This is a genomic window from Mesorhizobium sp. LNJC391B00 (assembly GCF_000502535.1).
Classification (GTDB): Bacteria; Pseudomonadota; Alphaproteobacteria; order Rhizobiales; family Rhizobiaceae; genus Mesorhizobium.
On sequence record NZ_AYWI01000007.1, the window covers coordinates 223513 to 243171 of the forward strand.

Consider the following 19659-nt stretch of genomic DNA (forward strand, 5'->3'; position numbering starts at 1 on the left):
CAAGAATGGCGCGAGAATGATCAGGCTTCCGCGCGAGCGACTTTCTGGCGCGCTATATAGCCGTCGATCTCGTCGGGGTCGAAGGTCTGACCGTCGAAGAAGCCGTCCGGCCCAAGCACCAAGCCTGCCCCAGTCGCACCGACAGCCGTGGCGACCTTAAGCGCGCCCTCGACCTTCGCATTGGCGCCGGGAAGTGCAACGCCAAGCGGCTTTAGCGCCGAGCGGTAGAGGTCCGGACGGTAGCAGTCACGGGCGATAGCAAGGTTTTCCGGCGTGTGCTCGACATGCCCCCAGCGCACCATCTGCGTATAGAACCACAGCGCATGGCTCTTCCACGGAAAGTTCGCCGCCTTGTCGAAGGGCAGGAAGAAGTCGTCGACATCCAGTTCGGCGCCGCCGCCCAGTTCAAGATGGCCGGTCAGGATCGGCATCTGGACAGCTGGTGGCAGGCCGAGGAAGCCAGCTTGAGCCATCACACCAGCCAGTTCGGCGTGGTTGCCCGGATCCTGGCACCAGCGCGCCGAATGATGCAGCGCGCGCAGCAATGCTGCCAGCGCGACCGGGTTCTCCTGCGACCAGGCCTTGCGCACGCCGATCACCTTCTCCGGACTGTTGCGCCACAGCAGCGCCTTGATGGTGACGATATGGCCGGTGCCGGCGGCGACCGAGGCGCTGTTCCAGGGCTCGCCGACGCAGTAGCCGTCGATCCGCCCGGCGACCAGCGCATCGGCCATGAAGGTGGGTGGCACGATGACGATCTCGATCTCGCGCTCCGGATCGATGCCGCACCCGGCAAGCCAGTAGCGCAGTTCGTAATTATGCCCCGAATGCGGGTGCACCACGGCAAAGCGCAGCGGATCGCCGCCAGCCCCGGCGCGGTCGCGAATGAAGGCACCGAGGGCTGCGCCCGCGCGCGCGGGCTCGAGATCGGGTATGGCGCCGTGTGCCGCCATGCCTTCCCAGACAGCGTTGGAGATGGTGACGCAATTGCCGCCAAGCCCGAGCGAAAACGGCACGATGGTCTCGGAAGCAAGCGGCGTCAGCCCGAGATTGCAGGCGAGCGGCATCGGCCCCAGCATGTGCGCCAGGTGGAAATGGCCGATGGCGATGCGGTCGCGGATGTTGGCCCAGGAGGTCTCGCGGTGCAGTGTGAGATCGATGCCCTCGCGTGCGGCAAATCCAAGCTCACCCGCCGCAACCAGCACGGCACTGTCGAAGAGCGGCATGAAGCCGGCGGTGATCTGGTGCTCGGCGCTCATGCTCATTCGTCCTCCGACGGCCCGAGCAGCCCGGCGGCAGTCACCAGGCTCTGGGCAATGTCGCCGATCTTGCGGTTCTGGTTCATCGCCGTCTTGCGCAGCAGCGTGTAGGCGGCCTCTTCGGTCAGGCCGCGCGACTTCATCAGGATGCCCTTGGCACGGTCGATCACCTTGCGGCTCTCAAGCTCCCCTCGAACCTCTTCCAGCTCGCGCGCCATGCGCGAGAAAGCGTTGAAGCGGCTGACCGCCATGTCCAGGATCGGCTTGACGCGCTCTTGCCTGAGGCCGTCGACCACATAGGCCGAAACGCCGGCATCGACCGCCGCTTCGATCGATGCCTGGTCCGATCGGTCGACGAACATGGCGATCGGCCGCTTCACCGCACGCGACAGCTGGAACATGTTTTCCAGCATGTCGCGGTTCGGGTTTTCCAGATCGATGACGATGACGTCCGGCTCGATCTCGGCGATGCGCCGCGCAATGCCGGTCACGTCGTGGATGACGGTGACCCGCTCATGGCCGGCCTCGCGCAAACCTGCCTCGATGATCGCGGCGCGGATACGGTTTTCGTCGATGACCAGGACGGCGAGTGAGCTGCGGACCATGCGTGCATTGTGGGCAAGGTCGCAAAATTGTGCAATGCGGCATGGTCACAGGCTCCCGCCGCGGAGCAACCCCCGACCGACAACGACCCGGTCTAGGTGGTCGGGACAAGGAATGCAGCGCAACGCTGGCACTGGTGATGACAGCCTTGCCGGTCGCCTGGTGCCCTACCCAACGGTCTAGGTGCGATGAGACTTGCACCGCAACATCGGCTTGTTAAAGGTGGGGGCAACGACGGACATAGCTGTCCTTGCTCGCCGATCTGACCGGAAGGTTACCGCACGATGCTGCTCATGAATCGACGATTGGGAGCCAGCAAGCTGGCGCGCCCGGCACGGCGTCTCGGAGGCCTGACGACGAAGTTTGCCCTGATTGCCGGGCCGTTCGTCCTTGGGATCGCCCTCCTGCTGGCTGGCCCGGCACAGGCGCAGTCACCGGCCGCCGTCGCGCCCGACAAGGTCAAACAGCTGTTCGAGCTTCTCGACGATCCGTCGGTGAAGGCCTGGGTGGCCGAGCAACGAAATCCGGCCGCTGGATCAACGGAAGCGCCTGCTGCGGCTGGCGCTCCGCCGGCCGACGCCGTGGCCGCACCGGGCCAGATGAATACAATGGCATCCTCGACGCTCGATCGGATCAAGCATCACATCGAGAAAATCGTGCGAACCGTGCCCACATTGCCAGGCCAGTTCGCGCGCGTCCGGGCCCAGACAATGGACGATATGTCCAGCAAGGGCCCCGTCAGCATATTGGTGCTGATTGCGATCTTTATCGCTGCCGGCCTGGCGCTCACCTGGGCAATATACAAGCTCACCCGTCCATTTCGTCTTTGGATCATCGCGCAACCCAGAGATACGCCCATCGGGCGGGCCAAGAAGATCGGCGGCCGCACGCTTTATTCCAGCATGATGATCGGCTCGTTCGCGCTGGGCAGCGCCGGTGCGTTCATGCTGTTCGACTGGCCAGCGCTCATCCGCGAGATTGTGCTGACATTTCTGATGGCTGCGGTCTTTACGTGGGCTGTGCGCCTATACGTGATGGCCACGCTCGTCCCTTCTTTCATGGAGGTCGAGCACGCCATCGAGGTTCGTGCCCTGCCGATCACCAACGGAGCTGCTGACCATTGGGCTTATTGGCTGCCCCGGATCGTCGGCGTTTTCGCCTTCTTCGCCGCCGCGTTTGTCCTCTTGCCGGGTCTCGGCATAGACCAGGACGGAATGATGGTCCTGTCGGTGGGCGCCGATTTCATCCTGCTGTTGCTCTTCCTGCTGGCCATTTGGCGTCGGCCAAGAACGCAGCGAGACGGCGCGCGCCACAGCGGTCACACGGCAGTGACATGGTTGTTGACGGCTTACTTCGTCGTTCTGTTCCTCGAACGCATTGCCGGCCTCTACACATTCTTCTGGTTTACCTTCACCGCATTCTTCCTGCCTTTGGCAATTGTGCTGACAGAGCGCGGGGTTAATTTCGTCCTGCGGCCCGGTTCGGAAGATGCCGGCCGGCCGACGATCCCGGCGGTGACGATCGCTGTCATCGATCGCGGTATCCGGATGATTTTCATCCTCGCGGCGGCTTACCTTCTCGCACGCGTACTGGGCCTGGACATGCAATCCATGCGCGGCAGCGATACGACCACCATGCTCATATTGCGCGGCTTGATCAACGTCGTGGTCATTGCCCTTGCTGCCGATTTCGGCTGGTCGATCATCAAAGCCTTGATCGAACGAAAGCTGGGCGTCGCGATACCGCAAGCGGTGGTGAGCGAAGAAGACATCCTCACCCTCGATCCGCATCAGGCGCGGCTGCACACGCTGTTGCCGATCATCCAGAACATTCTGCTAGCAGTGATCATCGTGATGGCGGTGCTGATGATGCTCGCTTCGATCGGCATCCAGATCGGCCCGCTGATCGCCGGCGCCGGCGTCGTCGGCGTCGCCGTGGGTTTTGGCGCGCAAACCATCGTCAAGGACGTGATCTCTGGCGTGTTTTATCTGCTCGACGATGCTTTCCGTGTCGGCGAATACATTTCATCGGGCAGCTACAGGGGTACGGTGGAGAGCTTTTCGCTGCGCTCGGTGAAGCTGCGCCACCATCGTGGTCCGCTGTTCACGATACCTTTCGGCGAACTCGGCGCCGTGCAGAACCAGAGCCGTGACTGGGTCACCGACAAATTCAACATCACCGTTGGCTATGACACCGATATCGACTTTGCTCGCAAACTGATCAAGCGAATTGGCCTGGAACTGGCGGAAGATCCGGAGTTCAAACCCTGGGTGATCGAACCGATCAAGATGCAGGGGGTGCAGGAGTTCGGCGAGTACGGCATCGTCTTGAGGGTCAAGGTCACGACCAGACCTGGAGGCGCCTTCAGCATGAAAGGCAGGTTCTTTTTGCGCCTCCGCCAGGCCTTCAAGGAGCAGGGCATCGAGCTCCCATTCCCGACCGTCCACGTCCAGGGGCTGCAAGACCCGCATGGGACAGAGAATGCGCCTTTGGAGATCACACCCGAATTACGAATGGCCGTCGCCCAGTCGCACACCAATCGGCGCAGAAAAAAAGCGAGCACAACGGAGTAGGACGCCGTGATACCGGCCGGCCGCAACACGGCTTTCCGCGCAAAACCAGGACCCACGACACCACGCTAGTCGGAATTGCCGATAGCGGTGACGCGATCGCCGCCAACCAGCACCAGCGTGGCGTTTCTGAGGCCAAGCTTGACGAAAAGAGCAGATACGCTGGCCTTTCCGCAAGGCTCAGAGCGCAATCCAGGCGGTCTTGAGGTCGACAAATTTCTCCAGCGCATGCAGCGACTTGTCACGGCCGAAACCGGACTGTTTGACGCCGCCAAGCGGCACGGTGATATCGGCTCCGCCATAGGTGTTGACGTGGACGACACCGGCGTTGATGGCGCGCACCATGCGATGGGCCGTGGAAAGATTGGCGGTCCACACCGCCGAGGCAAGTCCGTAGACAGTGGAGTTGGCGAGATGCACCGCCTCCTCCTCGGTCTCGAAGCGCATCACGCCGAGCACCGGTCCGAACACCTCCTCGCGCGCCAACTGCATCTCTTGCGTCACGTTCTCGAAGATCGTCGGCGCCATGTAGCTGCCGCCAGTCTCGGTCAGTATCCGTTCGCCACCGGCGACGAGACGGGCGCCTTCGGCTTGCGCCATGGCGACGAAGCCGAGATTCTTGTCCAGCTGTTCGGCGCTCGATACCGCACCGATATCGCTGGCGAGATCGAGCGGGTCGCCGACCTTGAGCCGCGTGGTTGCCGAGACAAGTTCGTCCATGAAAAGATCATAGACCGACGACTGGACGAGCAGACGCGAGCCCGCCACGCAGACCTGGCCTGAATTGCGAAAGATGCCGTTGGCCGAGACGACCGCCGCCTGCTTCAGGTCCGGAGCGTCGGCAAAGACGATGTTGGGCGACTTGCCGCCAAGCTCGAGGAAGACCCGCTTCAAATTGGAACGGGCGGAGTATTCGAGCAGCCGCCGGCCGACCGGCCCCGATCCGGTAAAGGCGATGGCGTCGACATCCATATGGAGGCCAAGCGCTTCGCCGGCGACAGCACCATGACCGGTAACGACGTTGAACACGCCTTCGGGAAGTCCAGCCTCGCTTGCGAGTTCGGCCAGCCGCAGCAAGGTCAGCGAGGCGATCTCCGGCGGCTTGACGACGACGCTGTTGCCGGTGGCCAGTGCGGGCGCAATCTTCCAGGCACCGATCATCAGCGGGAAGTTCCACGGCACGATGACGCCGACGACACCGAGTGGCTCCCTGTGGATCAGCCCGAGCACATTGTCGGCCGTCGGCGCGATCTCGCCATAGACCTTGTCGATCGCCTCGGCGTAGTAGCGGATGGTGCCGGCCGCCGACAGCGGCTCGGCCTTGTAGGCCATGCCGATCTCGGTGCCGTTGTCGCGCACGCCAAGCACGGCCAGCTCATCGACATGTTTTTCGATCAGCTCGGCAAATTTCGTCAGCACCTTCTTGCGAAAGGCAGGGGCGGCGCGCGACCATGAACCCTTCTCGAATGCTTTTCGCGCCGATCGGACCGCGCGATCGATGTCGGCGGCATTGCCGTCAGCGATGCTGGCAAAAGGGCGGCCGTCGATCGGCGAAATCACCGCCAGCGTCGCGCCGCTCGTCGCTGCGGCCTGTACGCCGTCGATAAACAAGCCCCGCTCGCCGATCTCCGTCTTGCGCAGCGCGTCGATGGCATTCTGGCTGATCATTGGTGGCGAACTCCCAGGGAAACATACAACGTGGTTGGCGCGCGGAATTCCCAGCCGCGAAACACCGGCACCTTGCCTGGCACCAAGCTGAGATCGGGGAAGCGCAGGAGCAGCAGCCTTAACGCAATGCACATCTGCTCGCGCGCGAAAAACCGGCCCGAACAGAAATGATGACCAAAGCCGAAGGCGGCATGATTGCCTTCCCTGCGGTTGATGTCGAAGCGGTCTGGATCGGCAAAGCGGCTCTCGTCGCGGCTTGCCGAGGAGACAAGTGCAGCGACCGCGGCGCCGGCAGGGATGGTTACGCCGCCAAGCTCGACCGCCTGCGTCGTCTGCCGCGTCTGGGTTCCGATCGGCGCCACCCAGCGCAAGCCTTCATCGACAGCCCTGGGCACAAAGGTCTCGGGATCGGCGAGCACCTGCCGCAATTGTTCGGGATGCGCAAGCAGGCCGGCGAGGATCGAACCGGCACCATGTCCGGGCTCCTGCATGCCGCCAAGCAGAATGACCTTGATGCTCGGCATCAAGAAATCGATCGGCCGCGTCGTGCCTTCCGGCATGCCGTCATGCAGCATATGCGACAGCGCCGAGCCGTCGGGGGCGCGCGCCAGTCTATCCAGAGTCGGCCGGATGGCTGCGCCGACCTCGGCGCTGATCGCGTCGGCGATCTCTTGCCGCTTCGGGTCGTTCTCGAAATTGATGGCGCCCTGCGCAAGGCCATAGAACCAGCGGCGCAGCGTCGGCATGTCGATGTCGGCAAGGCCAAGCGAGCGCGCCAGGCTGAGCGTCGACACCGGCTCGAAATAATCCGCCATCAGCTCGGCGGAGCCTTGTTCGGCGATCCGGTCGAGAAAAGGTTCGGCAATCGACCGTACGAGATCGCCGGCATAGGCGGCGACGGTGCGCGGCCGGTATTTCGGATCGACGCCTTGGCGCAGCTGTCTATGCGTTTCGCCGTCGGTGGTCAGGATGGTCGGCTTGCCGAACGAGCGTTCGACCGGAGACGTACCGACGACGGCGGAGAAGATGTCGGGTGACTTTGCGACGGTCTCGACGTCCTTCCAGCGGGTGACGAACCAGAGATTGACCGCCGGCACGAAAGCGACAGGCGCACTGCGCCGCAGTTCCGCATAGATCGGATACGGATCGGCTTCCAGCGCCTCAACGGTGATGCTCTCGGCAAAGCTCAACGCCGTTACTCCCTTGCGATTGAAAGGGGCGGCGCCGAACGCGCTACCCCCTTGTCCTTTGTCCTAGTCCTTCAGCGGCACGCCGAGATTTTCGAAGGCAACCGGATCCCGGCTCTTCAACGCACCGGCAAGCAGCAGGCCGACCACCGCGGCAATCAGCACCAGCCCCGGCAGCAACACGCCAAGGAAGCCACCGGCCCCGGACAGGCCACCGAAATTAATGACGATCAGGTAGATGATGACGACGAAAGCGATGAAGGCCAGCCCAGGCACGATGGTGGTCTTCAGCGTATTCTCCTGCGTCGACGGGTTGGCGCGGAAGTACATCACCACGGCGAGCGAGGCCACTGCCATCATGACGATGACTCCCAGCGTCGCGACATTGGTCAGCCAGGAAAACAGCGCCAGAACCGGATCGAGGCCGAGTATCGCGAACAGTCCGATGACGATCGCTGCCAACACGCTCTGGATGACGGAAGCAACATGCGGGCTCTGGTGCACTGAATGCGTCACGCCGATCGCTTCAGGCAACAGCTTCTCGCGGCCCGAGACGTAGATGTAGCGGGCAACCGCGTTGTGGAACGCCAGCACGCCGGCAAACAGGCTCGACACGAACAGGATGCCCATGGCGTGCGACAGCATGGTTCCGGCGTAGCGGTCGGACAGGCCGAACAGGAAAGTCGTCGGATCCTGAAGCGCCTGCAGTGCCGGCAACAATTTGTCGACGCCGGCGCCGACCGCCATCAGCCAGGCCGTGACCATGTAGAAGACGCCGATCAGCAGCACGGAGAAATAGGTGGCGCGCGGAATGGTCACCTTGGGGTCGCGGGCTTCCTCGGCGTAGATCGTCGTCGCCTCGAAACCGATGAAGGCGGCGAAACAGAACAGGATGGCGATGGCGGGCGAGCCGCTGACGATCTGGCTCCAGCTGAACGGCGCCGCCGAGAGGCCGCTGTCGCCACCGGTCTTGAGGATGGCGAGGTCTAACACCAGCACCACGATGTATTCGCACAGCACCAGCACCGTCAGGATCTTGGCCGAGAGGTCGACCTGGCGGTAGCCCAACACCGCGACGATGGCGACGGCGATGAAGCTCCACACCCACCAGGGCAGGTCGATGCCCCAGCCGGCGAACAGGCCGGCGGTTGCGGCCCCCAGCAGGCCCATGACCCCGATCTGCATGGCGTTGTAGGACAGGATCGCGATGATTGCGGTTGCGCCGCCGGCAAAACCGCCCAGCCCGCGCGCGGCATAGGCATAGAAGGCGCCGGCATTGCCGACATGGCGCGACATGGCGACGTAGCCGACCGCAAACAGCAGCAGCAACACGGTCACGATAAGATAGGTGCCGGCAAAGCCCGCCCCATTGCCCATAAGCATGCCGAGCGGCGTGCCGCCGGCGACCGCGGTGAGCGGCGCCGCCGCCGAAATCACCATGAAGGTGATAGCGCCGACGCCAAGACTGTTCTTGCGCAGCCTGTTGGCGGGCGCCTGTTCCGAAACTGCTGACATTTGTCCCTCCAGTTTTACGAACCCGTGGGTTCGCGGCCGCTCGGCCTGTTCCCTGAATTCCATCGGTTCATTATTTGAACCCTTATTTTGAATATAGACTTGCAAAGAATGCGGATGCCTGTCAAGTTAATTCACACATTAAGTTTCTATCCGAGCGGGAGGCTGGATGGGTACGGTCGGCAAGGCGATTTCACTTCTGGAGCTGTTCACGGTGGACGAACCCGAGTTCGGACTTTCCGATCTCGCGCGGCGGTGTGCGTTCGACAAGGCGACGACGCGGCGGCTGCTGGTGGCGCTTGGCGGCCATGGTTTCGTCGAGCAGGATGCCGGCACGCGGCACTATCGCCTCGGCGCCGGCCTGTCGCGGCTGGCGCGTATCCGCGAAGCCTGCTTCCCGTTCCTGCAAACGGCAATTCCCGTGGCGCAGGATTTGGCGGGTTCGACAACCGAGACGGTGCATCTGTCGGAATTCGGCGTCGACAGGCTGATCACCGTTTATGTCGAGCATTCAAGCTGGGCAAACCGGGTGAACATCGATGTCGGCCAGCTTCTGCCGCTGCATTCCACCGCCTCCGGCATCGCCTATCTCGCCTTCGCCGACAACGCGACCGTGAAAGCATGCCTGACAGGTTCGCTTGAGGCCTTCACCGATCATACCCTCGTCGAGCCGGCCGCCATTTCAAAGTCGATCGGCGAGGCGCGCGACCGCGGCTATTCGATCTGCGACCAGGGCCATGAGGACGGCGTGATCGGCGTCGCGGCTGCAATCCGCGCCGCCGATGGTCTTGCGCTGGGGACAATTGCGGTGGCAGCCCCGAAGGCCAGGACGACACCGGCTACGATCGTGGAACGAGGGCTTGCGGTTGTGACCGCGGCACGGGAGATTTCGATGCGCCTCAATGGCGAAAACCTGCAAACCCTGAGGAGGCAGGCCTGATGTCTGCAGATATGGCGACGCCCCGCATCCTGGTCATCGGCACGGGCGACACCAAGACCGACGAACTGCTGTTCATGAAAGCGTGTATCGAGGCATCCGGTGGCCGCGCCGTGATGATGGATGTCAGCGTGCTGGGCGCCCCCGCCTATAGTCCCGATCACGACAAGCATGCCGTTGCGCGGGCCGCTGGCGTGACGATGGCCGAAATCGTCTCGAGCGGCGACGAAAACACCGCCATGACATTGATGGCCGTCGGCGCCGTTCAGCTGGTGCGCCAGCTTCACCAGCGCGGCGAGATCGACGCCTTCATCGCCATCGGTGGTTCGATGGGAACCGATTTGGCGCTCGATGTCGCGCTGTGCCTGCCGCTCGGCGTGCCGAAATTCGTCGTCTCGACCATCGCCTACTCGCATCTCATTCCGCCCGAGCGCGTCGCGCCCGACCTGATGATGATCCTGTGGGCAGGCGGGCTCTACGGCCTCAACACCATCTGCAAGCTGGTCCTTTCCCAGGCCTGCGGCGCGGTGGTCGGTGCGGCGAGGATCGTGCTTGCATCCCGTGCTTCGGCCCCGGCGGTCGGACCGACCATCGGCATGACTTCGCTGGGCAGCAGTTGCCTGCGCTATATGAAGACGCTGAAGCCGGCGTTGGAGCAGCGCGGCTATGACGTCGCAGTCTTTCACACCACCGGGATGGGGGGCCGGGCCTTCGAATCGATCGCCAGCCAGGACCATTTCTGCGCGGTGTTCGACTTCAGCCTGCAGGAGATCACCAATCATCTTGCCGGTTCGGTCGTCAGCTCCGGCGCCGACCGGCTCGAGAATGCCGGCGCCCGCGGCATTCCGCAGATCGCAGCCCCTGGCGCCGTAGACATGGTCGATTTGCCGACCTGGCAGGCGCTGCCGACAAAGTTCGCGCAGCGGCCATTCCATGCTCATAACAGGTTGATCGGCTCGATCACCGTCGATGCCGCCGACCGCCGTGAAGTCGCCAGGACCATCGCCGCCAAGCTCGGTGCGTCGAAGGGGCGCTCCGCTTTCATCCTGCCCTCCGGCGGCATCCAGGAATGGGATGCGCAGGGCGAGCCGCTGTACGAACCCGAAGCCCTCGCGGCGTTCACCGATGAGATGCGCAAGGCCATTCCCGCCGGCGTCGAGTTCCACGAGATCGACGCCCACATCAACAGCGACGAGTTCGTCGGCAAGGCGCTCGAAATCTTCGACCGCTGGGTCGAGGAAGGCATCATCCCGCGCGGCATGCCGGCCAAGGGAGTGGCTGCGTGAGCGCTGTTCCTGCCCAGGCGCTCGTCCTCGATTTCGGCGGCGTCGTCACCCGGACCCTTTTCGAGACCCATGCCTTGACCGAACAGGCGCTCGGCCTCGCGCCGGGAACGCTGCAATGGCACGGGCCGTTCGACCCGGATTCAGATCCGCTGTGGCGCTCCATGCAGGCCAACGACATCAGCGAGCGCGATTATTGGCGCACCCGCACCAGCGAAGTCGGCCGGCTCGTCGGCGAGGACTGGGAGGCAATGGAGACATTCGTCCAGCGCGCACGCGGAGCCGAGCCGGAAAAGATCGTGCGGCCCGAAGCCGTCCGCGCCATCCGGACCGTGCATGCGGCGGGATTTCGCCTGGCGATCCTGTCCAACGAGCTAGATCTGTTCTATGGCGCCGGCTTCCGTCAGCGGCTGCCGCTGCTCGAGCTGTTCGACACCATCGTCGACGCCACCTATACCCGCATCCTCAAGCCCGATCCGCGCGCCTATGCCTTGGTGACCGAGGCGCTTGGCCTGCCTGCCCGCGCCTGTGTGTTCGTTGACGACCAGCAGCGCAATGTCGATGGCGGCCGTGCCGTCGGCATGCGCACCGTTCATTTCGACGTCGCGCGGCCGGCACTTTCCTATGCCGAGGCCCTCGGCCATTTCGACCTCATCTCCTGAGACATTTGCGGAGCCTTGCGATGCGCGACATCAATTTCCTCACCGAGAAAAACGCCAAGCCGATCTGGCATCCGATGGCACACCCGGCCGAGATGCGGGCCAACCCGCCAAAGGTGATCATGAAAGGCGAAGGCGTGATGGTCACCGACATCGACGGCAACACCGTGCTCGATGCGGTTGGCGGACTGTGGAACGTCAATCTCGGCTACTCCTGCGACCCGATCAAGAAGGCCATCGCCGACCAGCTCAGCGCCCTGCCCTACTATTCCGGGTTTCGCGGCACGTCGACCGGCCCGTCGATCGAGCTCGCTTACGAACTCAGCGAATGGTTCGAACCGGAAGGCATGGTGCGGACCTTCTTCACCTCGGGCGGCTCGGATTCGGTCGAAACCGCACTGCGGCTCGCCCGCCAATACTGGAAGATCCGCGGCCAGGGCGACCGGACAAAATTCCTCGCGCTGAAGAAGGGCTATCACGGCACCCATTTCGGTGGCGCGTCAGTCAACGGCAACGCCAATTTCCGCCGCAACTATGAGCCGCTTATGCCCGGCGTCTTCCACATTCCCGCACCCTGGACCTTCCGCAATCCGTTCGATGAGACCGATCCGGCGCGGCTGGCCAAACTGTGCGCCAAAGCGCTGGAGGATGAGATCGCCTTCCAGGGCGGCGACACCATTGCCGCCTTCATCATGGAGCCGGTTCTCGGCGCCGGCGGCGTCATCGTTCCGCATGACAGCTTCATGCCGCTGGTCCGCGAGATATGCGACCGCCACGAAATCCTGCTGATCGCCGACGAGGTGGTCACGGGGTTCGGTCGCACCGGCGCCTGGTCGGGTTCGCGGCTATCCGGCGTGAAGCCGGATTTCATGACCATCGCCAAGGCGATCACCTCGGGCTATTTCCCGCTCGGCGCCACCTTGATCGGCGCCAAGGTCGCCGACGTCTTCGAGGCCGACAAGACCAGCTTCGGGGCGATCGGTCATGGCTATACCTATTCCGGCCATCCTGTCGGCTGCGCGGCAGGGCTGGCTGCACTTGCCGAGACCAAGCGGCTTCGCCTGGACGAGAACGCAGCCGCGCGCGGCATCGAGCTCGCGGCGACGCTGGAGGGGCTAAAAGCCAAGCACGCGATCGTCGGCGACATCAGGTACAAGGGCCTGATGGCTGCGCTAGAGCTGGTCTCCGATCGCACGACGAAAAAGCCGGTGGACAAGAAGACCATGGCCGTGGTTTCGGAAGCCACTTATGACGCCGGCGTCATGCTGCGCGTGTCCGGCAACAACATCATCCTGTCGCCGCCGCTGATCATCGGCGCCGCCGACGTGGCAAAGATCGGCGAGGCCATCGATGCAGGTCTGTCGAGGGCCTGATAGACCCGCTGACGCAATGGAGTTTGGTACGCAATGACCCAATCTGAGAAGAACCCGAGCGAGGAAGCGCTCGTCAAGCGGCGTGCCCGCCTGCTCGGCGCGAAATCGCAATTGTTCTACGACGAGCCCGTGCACCTGGTGCGCGGCGAAGGCGTCTGGCTCTACGATGCCGACGGCCGCAAGTATCTCGATGCCTACAACAACGTCGCCCATGTCGGCCATTGCCACCCGCATGTGGTCGAGGCCTTGTGCCGTCAGGCAAGCCTGCTCAACACCCACACACGCTATCTGCACACCGCAATTCTCGACTATGTCGAGCGGCTGACGGCGACCTTCAATGCAAGCCTCGCCACCGCAATCCTGACCTGCACCGGCAGCGAGGCCAACGACATCGCGCTGCGCATGGCGCAGGCCGCCTCCGGCAATATGGGCATCATCGCCACCGACGCCACCTATCATGGCAACACGACGGCGGTTTCGCAGCTGAGCACGCGCATGCCTCCGATCCGCGGCCGCGCCCCCCATGTCAGGCTGGTGCCGGCCCCCGACAGCTATCGCCATCCCGATGCGATGGCCAATGGCAAGGCCTTTGGCGACGCCGTGCGTCAAGCGATCGCCTCGCTGGCACAGGATGGCATTGGCCTGTCTGGCATCATCTTGTGTCCGCTGCTCGCCAATGAAGGTTTCCCGGCTCTGCCCACCGGATTTTTCGACGACGCCTTGGGGGCCGTGCGCGAAGCCGGTGGTCTGGTCATCGCCGACGAAGTGCAGCCCGGCTTCGGCCGCACCGGCAGCCATTTCTGGGGCCATCAGCGCGCCGGCTTCGTCCCCGACATCGTCACCATGGGCAAGCCGATGGGCAATGGCCATCCGATCGCGGCCGTGGTCACCACCAAGGAGATACTGGCGACCTTCCGCGACGCTTTCCGCTACTTCAACACCTTTGGCGGCAACCCGGTCTCCTGCGCAGTCGCCAATGCCGTCCTCGACGTCATCGAACAGGAAAACCTTGTCGCCAACGCGCAAGACGTCGGCGCCTATGCGCTTGGCCTGCTGCGCCCGCTGGCCGATCGGCATGAGTGCATCGGCGAGGTCAGGGGGGCCGGACTGTTCTTCGGCGCCGAGCTGGTCCACGACCGCGACACGCGCGAACCGGCGCCCGACATTGCCGAGCAGGTCGCCAATCGCATGCGCCATCGCGGCGTGCTGATGGGCAAGACCGGCATCCACGGCAATGTGCTCAAGATCCGCCCGCCCATGCCGTTCTCGCGCGACAATGCCGAGTTCCTGATCGGCCTGCTGGACGAGGTGCTGGGCCAAGTCGGCGGAGTGCCGGCGTGAATTCTGTTTCCACCCAATCCCAGCCCGAAACGGCAGCCGATGTCACGGAGCTCGCCAGGCGTGCGCTCGAACATTGGGGCGTCCGCAACTCTGAGCCGGAACTTCTGAAGCACCGCGAGAACGCCGTCTTCCGCGTGCGGCTGCCGGATGGCCAGCCGGCAGCCATGCGCATCCACCGGCTCGGCTACCACACGGACGCCGCGCTGCGTTCGGAACTGCAATGGATGGGCTTCCTGCAATCCGCCGGCGTCGCCACGCCGTCTTGCGTCGCAACACAGGCCGGCGATCCGTTCGTGCTTGTCAGAACGGCCACCTCGGCGCAGCCCCGGCAGGCCGATTGCCTGAGCTGGCTGGAGGGCCGCGCCGTGGGCGCACGCGGCGTGCCACTGGCCTACACGGCCGACCAGTCGATCCAGATCTTCACGGCGATCGGGCGGACCATCGCCCATATGCACAATGTCACTGCCTCGTGGACGCCGCCCGCGGGCTTCGTCCGCCATGCCTGGGACTTCGACGGCTTCTTCGGTGCGAACCCGGTCTGGGGCCGGTTCGAGACCTCGCCCCTTCTCGATGGTCCTCGCCGCGCGCTGGTCTTGCAGGCGCGCGACAAGGCAGTGAAGGCGCTGTCGGAACATGAGCGCAGCGCGCGCAATTTCGGCATCATCCACGCCGATCTGGTGCGCGAAAATGTGCTCATCCATGACAGCGCGGTGCGCATCATCGATTTCGACGATTGCGGCCATGGCTGGCACATGTACGACCTTGCCGTCGCCCTCTATCAGAACCGCGAGGAGGCGATCTACCCGCTGATCGAAACCGCTTTGCTTGACGGCTACCAGCAAGAGCGTGCGCTGATCCCGCAGGACATCGCCGCATTGCCTCTATTCGCCGCGTTGCGTGCCTTCGCCTTTCTTGGCTGGGTGCAAAGCCGCGTCGAAGGCGACATCACCAGGGATGTCGGCTTGCGGATGTCGACCATCGCAGCCGATGTGGTGATTGACTACCTGCGCGGCGAACAGCCCAACTGACGAGCCGATGAGAGCCGTCAGCTCTTGGCGAAATGGATGCTGACCGTTCCCGAGCTGCCGAAGTCGGCGACGATGGTATCGCCGGGCCGCGCCTCGACCGGGCGCACAAACGATCCGGACAGCACCACCTCGCCGGCCGCGATGGACATGCCGTAGCGGGCGAGCCTGTCCGCCAGCCAGGCAATGCCCATCGCCGGATGGTTGAGCACGCCGGCACCAAGCCCGGTCTCCTCGACCTCCGCATTGCGCGAGACGATGGCGCCGATCCAGCGCATATCGGCTTCATCGGGTCGTTGCGGCCGACCGCCGATGACAATGCCGGCATTGGCGGCGTTGTCGGAAATCGTATCGAAGAAAGTGCGCGCCTTCTTTGTCTCGGCATTGACGCGTTCGATGCGCGTGTCGAGGATTTCGAGCGCCGGCGTGATATAATCGGTGGCGTTGAGCACGTCGAAGATGGTCACGCCTGGGCCCCTCAGCGGCGCCTTCATGACGAAGGCTATCTCGGCCTCGACGCGCGGCTGGATGAAGCGGCCGACGGGTATCGTCGCGCCGTCGTTGAAGAACATGTCGTCGAACAGCACGCCCGAATCCGGCGTGTCGATGGCGAGCGCATATTGCATCGCCTTCGATGTCAGGCCGATCTTCCAGCCCTTCGGGGTCAGCCCGGCATCGGTCTTGCGTTTCACCAGCGCTGCCTGGACGCGATAGGCATCCTCCATCGTCGCGTCGGGAAAATCGAGGCTGAGCAGACGGATCTGGCGGCGCGAACGCTCGGCTTCGAACAGCCTTGCCGCGGCATCTTCAACTTGCTCGGGGGTCACGATGCTGCCTCGTCGACGACCCCGTTGCGGAGCACGCCGATGCCGTCGGCTTCGACTTCGATCACGTCGCCCGGCTTCAGCCAGATCGGCGGGTCGAAGCGGGCGCCGGCGCCGGTCGGCGTACCGGTGACGATGATATCGCCTGGCACCAGCGTGGTGAAGGTGGAGACATAGGCGATGATCTTGCGGAACGAGAAGATCATCCGGCTGGTGCGGTCCTGCTGGCGCAATTCGCCATTGACGCGGGTGGTCAGCGCGATGTCGGCAATCTGCGCCTCGTCGGTGAACGGCACCAGCCACGGACCGAGCGAGCCGGTGCGGTCGAAATTCTTGCCCTGCGTGACGTTGAACTTGGCGTGCCGTACCCAATCGCGAATGGTGCCTTCGTTGCACAGGGATAGTGCCGCGATATGGTCAAGCGCATCCCTCTCGGCGATGCGTCGTCCACCCTTGCCGATGACGATGACGATCTCGCCCTCATAGTCCAGCTGCGGCGATTCCGGCGGCCGCACCAGCGGCGCGTCGTGGCCGACGAAGGAGCGGGGGAAGCGGATGAACAGCGACGGGTTGGAAGGCGCGGCCTGGCCGTCCTTGTACTCTTCGTTGCGGTCCGGGTAGTTGACGCCGACGCAGATGATCTTTTCCGGCGACGGCAGAGGGATTTCATAAGCGATGGCGCCGACTGGAAAATCGACGGCGTAGGCTTCGGCCTCTTCCGCCAGCCGCCGTAGCACGCCGGCCTCGATCACTTCGCGCAGCGTCGGCCACTGGCTGTGCCGCGCCGACAGGTCGACGACGCCCTTATCTGTGACCACGCCATAGCGCGTCTTGCCGCCAACGGTGAAGGTGGCGAGCCGCCCAGGTGCAGTCATCCCGGTCTCCGTCAGGTTCGCGTCTGTGGTCACGGTGCGATGATCGGCGACGCCGTCAAATACGGTTGGCGTGCGGCCGCGCCGGCAAAGGTGCTGCCCTCCTCGAACCAGCTTTTCGGCGCCGGCGCGCCCCACAGCGTCTGGCGCTGCGGGTCCTTGAGGTCCCACTTGATCGGCTCCAGATCCGGATCGACCGTCTGGTAGTCCGAGCAGTAGATCTCGATGCGGTGATTGTCCGGGTCTCTGACATAGAGGAAGAAGGCGTTGGAAATGCCATGCCGGCCGGGGCCGCGCTCGATATTTGCGAGGTAACCCGTCGTCGCCATCAGATCGAGCAGGTCGATGATGTTGAGCGGTGTCGGCACCCAGAAGGCGACGTGATGCAGGCGCGGACCCACACCGTTGGTGAAGGCGATGTCGTGGACGCCGCCCTTGCGGTGCGTCCAGGCCGCCCACAGCTTTCCGCTACTGGCATCCTCGGTGTATTCGGTGACGCGGAAGCCAAGCTCGTTGTAGAAGGCGACGGACTCGTCGACATTGGGCGAGAAGCAGTTGAAGTGGTCGATGCGCAGCGGCTTCACGCCCTTGTAAAGCGCATATTTCTGATGAATCGGCGGCAGCCTTTCCATTTGGGCAAAGAACTCGAGCGGAATGCCGTGCGGGTCGCGGGTGCGGAAGGTGCGCGACTGGTACGGTCGCTCGACCCACTCGACCGGCAGGCCTTTTGCCTTGAAGAAATGCTCGGCCTTGTCGAGATCCTCATCCGAAAAAACCTTGAAGCCGAGATCGCGGGCTTCGGCGCTGCCGGCCTTCTTCAGCACGATGCAGTGGTGTCCGCGCTCTTCCAACGCCCTTAGATAGATGGCTTCCGATGTCTCGTCGGTAACCTGCAGGCCGAGCGTGTCGACATAGAAGGCGCGGGATTTCGCAAGGTCGGTGACCGCCAGTTCGACATGGCTGAGGCGCACGATGTTGAAGGCGGGATAGAGGTTTGGTTTGGGCAGTGGCATCCGATGTCCTCCGGTCAGCCGCCGAGTTTCTGGATCGCGTGCGCTGAAGTGGCGAAGGCGATGTTCTTCGTCTCCATGTAGAAATCGAAGGAATGGTCGCCGCCGTCGCGGCCGATGCCGGAATTCTTGACGCCGCCAAACGGCGTCGGCAAATGCCGCACATTCTCCGAATTGACCCAGATCATGCCGGCGTCCAGCGCATCGGTGAAGCGGAAGGCGCGGGTAACATCCGACGTCCAGAGATAGCCGGTCAGGCCGTATTGGGTGTCGTTGGCCAGCGCCAGCGCTTCGGCCTCGTCCTTGAAGGAAATGGCAGTCAGCACCGGCCCGAAAATCTCTTCCTGGGCAATGCGCATCCTGTTGGTGGCGCCGGTAAACAGCGTCGGGCTGACATAGCAGCCACCGCCCGGACCGGCGAACTTGCCGCCGCCGGCGGCTACCACCGCGCCTTCCGATTTGCCGATCTCGATATAGGACAGCACCTTTTCCTCGTGCACCGGATGGATCAGCGGACCGACCACCGTTTTGGGATCGAGCGGATGGCCAACCTTGATGCGCTTTGCCTTCTCCGCGGCCAGATCCGTGAATGTGTCGTAGACCGAGGCTTCGACCAGCAGCCGCGACGATGAGGTGCAGCGTTCGCCGTTGAGCGAGTAGATCATGAACACGGCCGCATCCGCCGCACGTTCGAGATCGGCGTCGGCGAAGACGATCACCGGGTTCTTCCCGCCCAGTTCGAAATGCACGCGCTTCAGCGTATCGGCGCCCTGTTTCATGATCATCGAGCCGGTGCGGCTCTCACCGACAAAACCGATCGCCTTGATGTCAGGGTGCTCGGTCAGCGCCTTGCCGGCGTGCTCGCCGAGGCCGTTGACCAGGTTCCACACGCCTTTCGGCAGGCCGGCCTCCTCGGCGATCTCGACCAGCAGGCGAGCGGTCAGCGGCGAAAATTCGGCCGGCTTGTGGACGACGGTGCAGCCTGCCGCCAGCGCCGGCGCGATCTTCCATGTCGACAGCATGAACGGCGTGTTCCACGGCGTGATGATGCCGACCGGGCCGATCGGCACGCGCGTGGTGATGTTGACCTGGCCTGTCGTGCGCAGCGTCTCGCCGTCGCGCGCTTCCGGCGCGCGGTCGGCGAAGAAGCGGAAATTCTCGGCGCCGCGCAGCGCGGCCTTGGCCATGAATTTCAGCGCCTGGCCGGTGTCCATGCACTCGACGAAGGCGATCTCCTCGGCGCGCGCTTCGATCGCATCGGCTATCTTGTGCAGCAGCTTCTTGCGCCCGTCGCCCGGCATGGCGGCCCAGGCCGGGAACGCCGCCTTTGCCGCCTTGGCGGCGCGGTCGATATCGGCGGCACTGCCACGCGCGACCTTGGCCAGCGGCTTGAGATCGACCGGCGACATGCTCTCGAAGGTCGAGCCATCCACCGCCGGCACCGCTTCGCCGCCGATCTGGTTCAGCACGCCGTCGCGCTTGAAACGGGCCAGATAGGCCTCGGCCTTTTTCAGATTGCCTTCGAGGTCGGACATA

At 63.8% G+C, this 19659-nt stretch carries 16 protein-coding genes; 7 read left to right on the forward strand and 9 right to left on the reverse strand.

The genetic code is table 11. From position 1 onward, the window contains the following. Window positions 1-20: 20 nt before the first annotated feature. Both X750_RS145690 and X750_RS145685 read right to left on the reverse strand, forming a co-directional pair. Entirely contained in the window at window positions 21-1259 is a 1239-nt protein-coding gene (locus tag X750_RS145690) for a CmpA/NrtA family ABC transporter substrate-binding protein (protein WP_031243116.1), read from the reverse strand. A gap of 2 nt (window positions 1260-1261) precedes the next feature. Continuing rightward, complete coding sequence (locus tag X750_RS145685; RefSeq protein ID WP_023667842.1) at window positions 1262-1864, reverse strand: ANTAR domain-containing response regulator; 603 nt, start codon at window positions 1862-1864, stop codon at window positions 1262-1264. Window positions 1865-2146: 282 nt separating this feature from the next. Here X750_RS145685 and X750_RS145680 point away from each other — a divergent pair, with 282 nt between their 5' ends. Then, window positions 2147-4435 carry a mechanosensitive ion channel family protein gene (locus X750_RS145680; RefSeq protein WP_023747994.1) on the forward strand — a complete coding sequence of 763 codons (2289 nt, stop codon included), beginning with the start codon at window positions 2147-2149 and terminating at the stop codon, window positions 4433-4435. Between the two features lie 177 nt (window positions 4436-4612). Here X750_RS145680 and X750_RS145675 read toward each other — a convergent pair whose 3' ends face one another. The 3 genes from X750_RS145675 to X750_RS145665 all read right to left on the reverse strand — a co-directional run bounded on the left by X750_RS145675 (window position 4613) and on the right by X750_RS145665 (window position 8802). Further along, window positions 4613-6100 (reverse strand): aldehyde dehydrogenase, encoded by a 1488-nt coding sequence (locus X750_RS145675; protein WP_023692260.1) that lies wholly within the window; start codon window positions 6098-6100, stop codon window positions 4613-4615. Continuing rightward, on the reverse strand, window positions 6097-7290 hold the full coding sequence (locus X750_RS145670; protein ID WP_023704734.1) for a cytochrome P450: 1194 nt from the start codon (window positions 7288-7290) through the stop codon (window positions 6097-6099). The genes X750_RS145675 and X750_RS145670 overlap by 4 nt, the downstream gene beginning before the upstream one ends. 63 nt (window positions 7291-7353) lie before the next feature. Next, window positions 7354-8802: an APC family permease gene (locus X750_RS145665; protein WP_023704733.1), complete on the reverse strand. Its 1449-nt coding sequence runs from the start codon at window positions 8800-8802 to the stop codon at window positions 7354-7356. A 166-nt stretch (window positions 8803-8968) separates the two neighbouring features. Here X750_RS145665 and X750_RS145660 point away from each other — a divergent pair, with 166 nt between their 5' ends. Genes X750_RS145660 through X750_RS145635 form a run of 6 tightly spaced genes read left to right on the forward strand, consistent with a single transcriptional unit; the run spans window position 8969 to window position 15420 of the window. Beyond that, window positions 8969-9739, forward strand: a complete 771-nt coding sequence (locus tag X750_RS145660) for an IclR family transcriptional regulator (protein ID WP_023704732.1) — start codon at window positions 8969-8971, stop codon at window positions 9737-9739. Next, on the forward strand, window positions 9739-11022 hold the full coding sequence (locus X750_RS145655; RefSeq protein ID WP_023686943.1) for a Tm-1-like ATP-binding domain-containing protein: 1284 nt from the start codon (window positions 9739-9741) through the stop codon (window positions 11020-11022). Before X750_RS145660 ends, X750_RS145655 begins: the two co-directional genes overlap by 1 nt. Continuing rightward, window positions 11019-11681, forward strand: a complete 663-nt coding sequence (locus X750_RS145650; protein WP_023704730.1) for an HAD-IA family hydrolase — start codon at window positions 11019-11021, stop codon at window positions 11679-11681. Before X750_RS145655 ends, X750_RS145650 begins: the two co-directional genes overlap by 4 nt. Window positions 11682-11701: 20 nt before the next feature. Continuing rightward, window positions 11702-13051, forward strand: coding sequence for an aminotransferase class III-fold pyridoxal phosphate-dependent enzyme (locus X750_RS145645; RefSeq protein WP_023708115.1), 1350 nt, complete (start codon window positions 11702-11704; stop codon window positions 13049-13051). 33 nt (window positions 13052-13084) lie between these two features. Further along, the gene (locus tag X750_RS145640) at window positions 13085-14392 is read left to right on the forward strand and encodes an aminotransferase class III-fold pyridoxal phosphate-dependent enzyme (protein WP_023704728.1); all 1308 of its coding nucleotides are present in this window, start codon (window positions 13085-13087) and stop codon (window positions 14390-14392) included. After that, the gene (locus X750_RS145635; RefSeq protein WP_023704727.1) at window positions 14389-15420 is read left to right on the forward strand and encodes a phosphotransferase; all 1032 of its coding nucleotides are present in this window, start codon (window positions 14389-14391) and stop codon (window positions 15418-15420) included. The genes X750_RS145640 and X750_RS145635 overlap by 4 nt, the downstream gene beginning before the upstream one ends. 17 nt (window positions 15421-15437) lie before the next feature. On the opposite strand, the gene hpaH is transcribed toward X750_RS145635, so the two are convergent. From hpaH to hpaE, 4 genes are read right to left on the reverse strand one after another with little or no spacing between them, the layout of a single operon-like run. Continuing rightward, window positions 15438-16247 carry a 2-oxo-hept-4-ene-1,7-dioate hydratase gene (gene hpaH, locus X750_RS145630; protein ID WP_023710038.1) on the reverse strand — a complete coding sequence of 270 codons (810 nt, stop codon included), beginning with the start codon at window positions 16245-16247 and terminating at the stop codon, window positions 15438-15440. Beyond that, window positions 16241-17116, reverse strand: coding sequence for a fumarylacetoacetate hydrolase family protein (locus X750_RS145625; protein WP_023704726.1), 876 nt, complete (start codon window positions 17114-17116; stop codon window positions 16241-16243). The genes hpaH and X750_RS145625 overlap by 7 nt, the downstream gene beginning before the upstream one ends. A 29-nt stretch (window positions 17117-17145) precedes the next feature. Further along, window positions 17146-18126, reverse strand: a complete 981-nt coding sequence (gene hpaD, locus X750_RS145620; RefSeq protein ID WP_023747995.1) for a 3,4-dihydroxyphenylacetate 2,3-dioxygenase — start codon at window positions 18124-18126, stop codon at window positions 17146-17148. 14 nt (window positions 18127-18140) lie between these two features. Further along, entirely contained in the window at window positions 18141-19658 is a 1518-nt protein-coding gene (hpaE, locus tag X750_RS145615) for a 5-carboxymethyl-2-hydroxymuconate semialdehyde dehydrogenase (RefSeq protein ID WP_023747996.1), read from the reverse strand. Between the last annotated feature and the right edge of the window lies 1 nt (window position 19659).

Coding starts and splice junctions, on each gene's coding strand:
- hpaD (WP_023747995.1), bottom strand. CDS start 18,126: ATGCCACTGCCCAAACCAAACCTCTATCCCGCCTTCAACATCGTGCGC.
- X750_RS145685 (WP_023667842.1), bottom strand. CDS start 1,864: ATGGTCCGCAGCTCACTCGCCGTCCTGGTCATCGACGAAAACCGTATC.
- X750_RS145625 (WP_023704726.1), bottom strand. CDS start 17,116: ATGACTGCACCTGGGCGGCTCGCCACCTTCACCGTTGGCGGCAAGACG.
- X750_RS145690 (WP_031243116.1), bottom strand. CDS start 1,259: ATGAGCGCCGAGCACCAGATCACCGCCGGCTTCATGCCGCTCTTCGAC.
- X750_RS145665 (WP_023704733.1), bottom strand. CDS start 8,802: ATGTCAGCAGTTTCGGAACAGGCGCCCGCCAACAGGCTGCGCAAGAAC.
- X750_RS145660 (WP_023704732.1), top strand. CDS start 8,969: ATGGGTACGGTCGGCAAGGCGATTTCACTTCTGGAGCTGTTCACGGTG.
- X750_RS145675 (WP_023692260.1), bottom strand. CDS start 6,100: ATGATCAGCCAGAATGCCATCGACGCGCTGCGCAAGACGGAGATCGGC.
- X750_RS145680 (WP_023747994.1), top strand. CDS start 2,147: ATGCTGCTCATGAATCGACGATTGGGAGCCAGCAAGCTGGCGCGCCCG.
- X750_RS145640 (WP_023704728.1), top strand. CDS start 13,085: ATGACCCAATCTGAGAAGAACCCGAGCGAGGAAGCGCTCGTCAAGCGG.
- X750_RS145655 (WP_023686943.1), top strand. CDS start 9,739: ATGTCTGCAGATATGGCGACGCCCCGCATCCTGGTCATCGGCACGGGC.
- hpaE (WP_023747996.1), bottom strand. CDS start 19,658: ATGTCCGACCTCGAAGGCAATCTGAAAAAGGCCGAGGCCTATCTGGCC.
- X750_RS145645 (WP_023708115.1), top strand. CDS start 11,702: ATGCGCGACATCAATTTCCTCACCGAGAAAAACGCCAAGCCGATCTGG.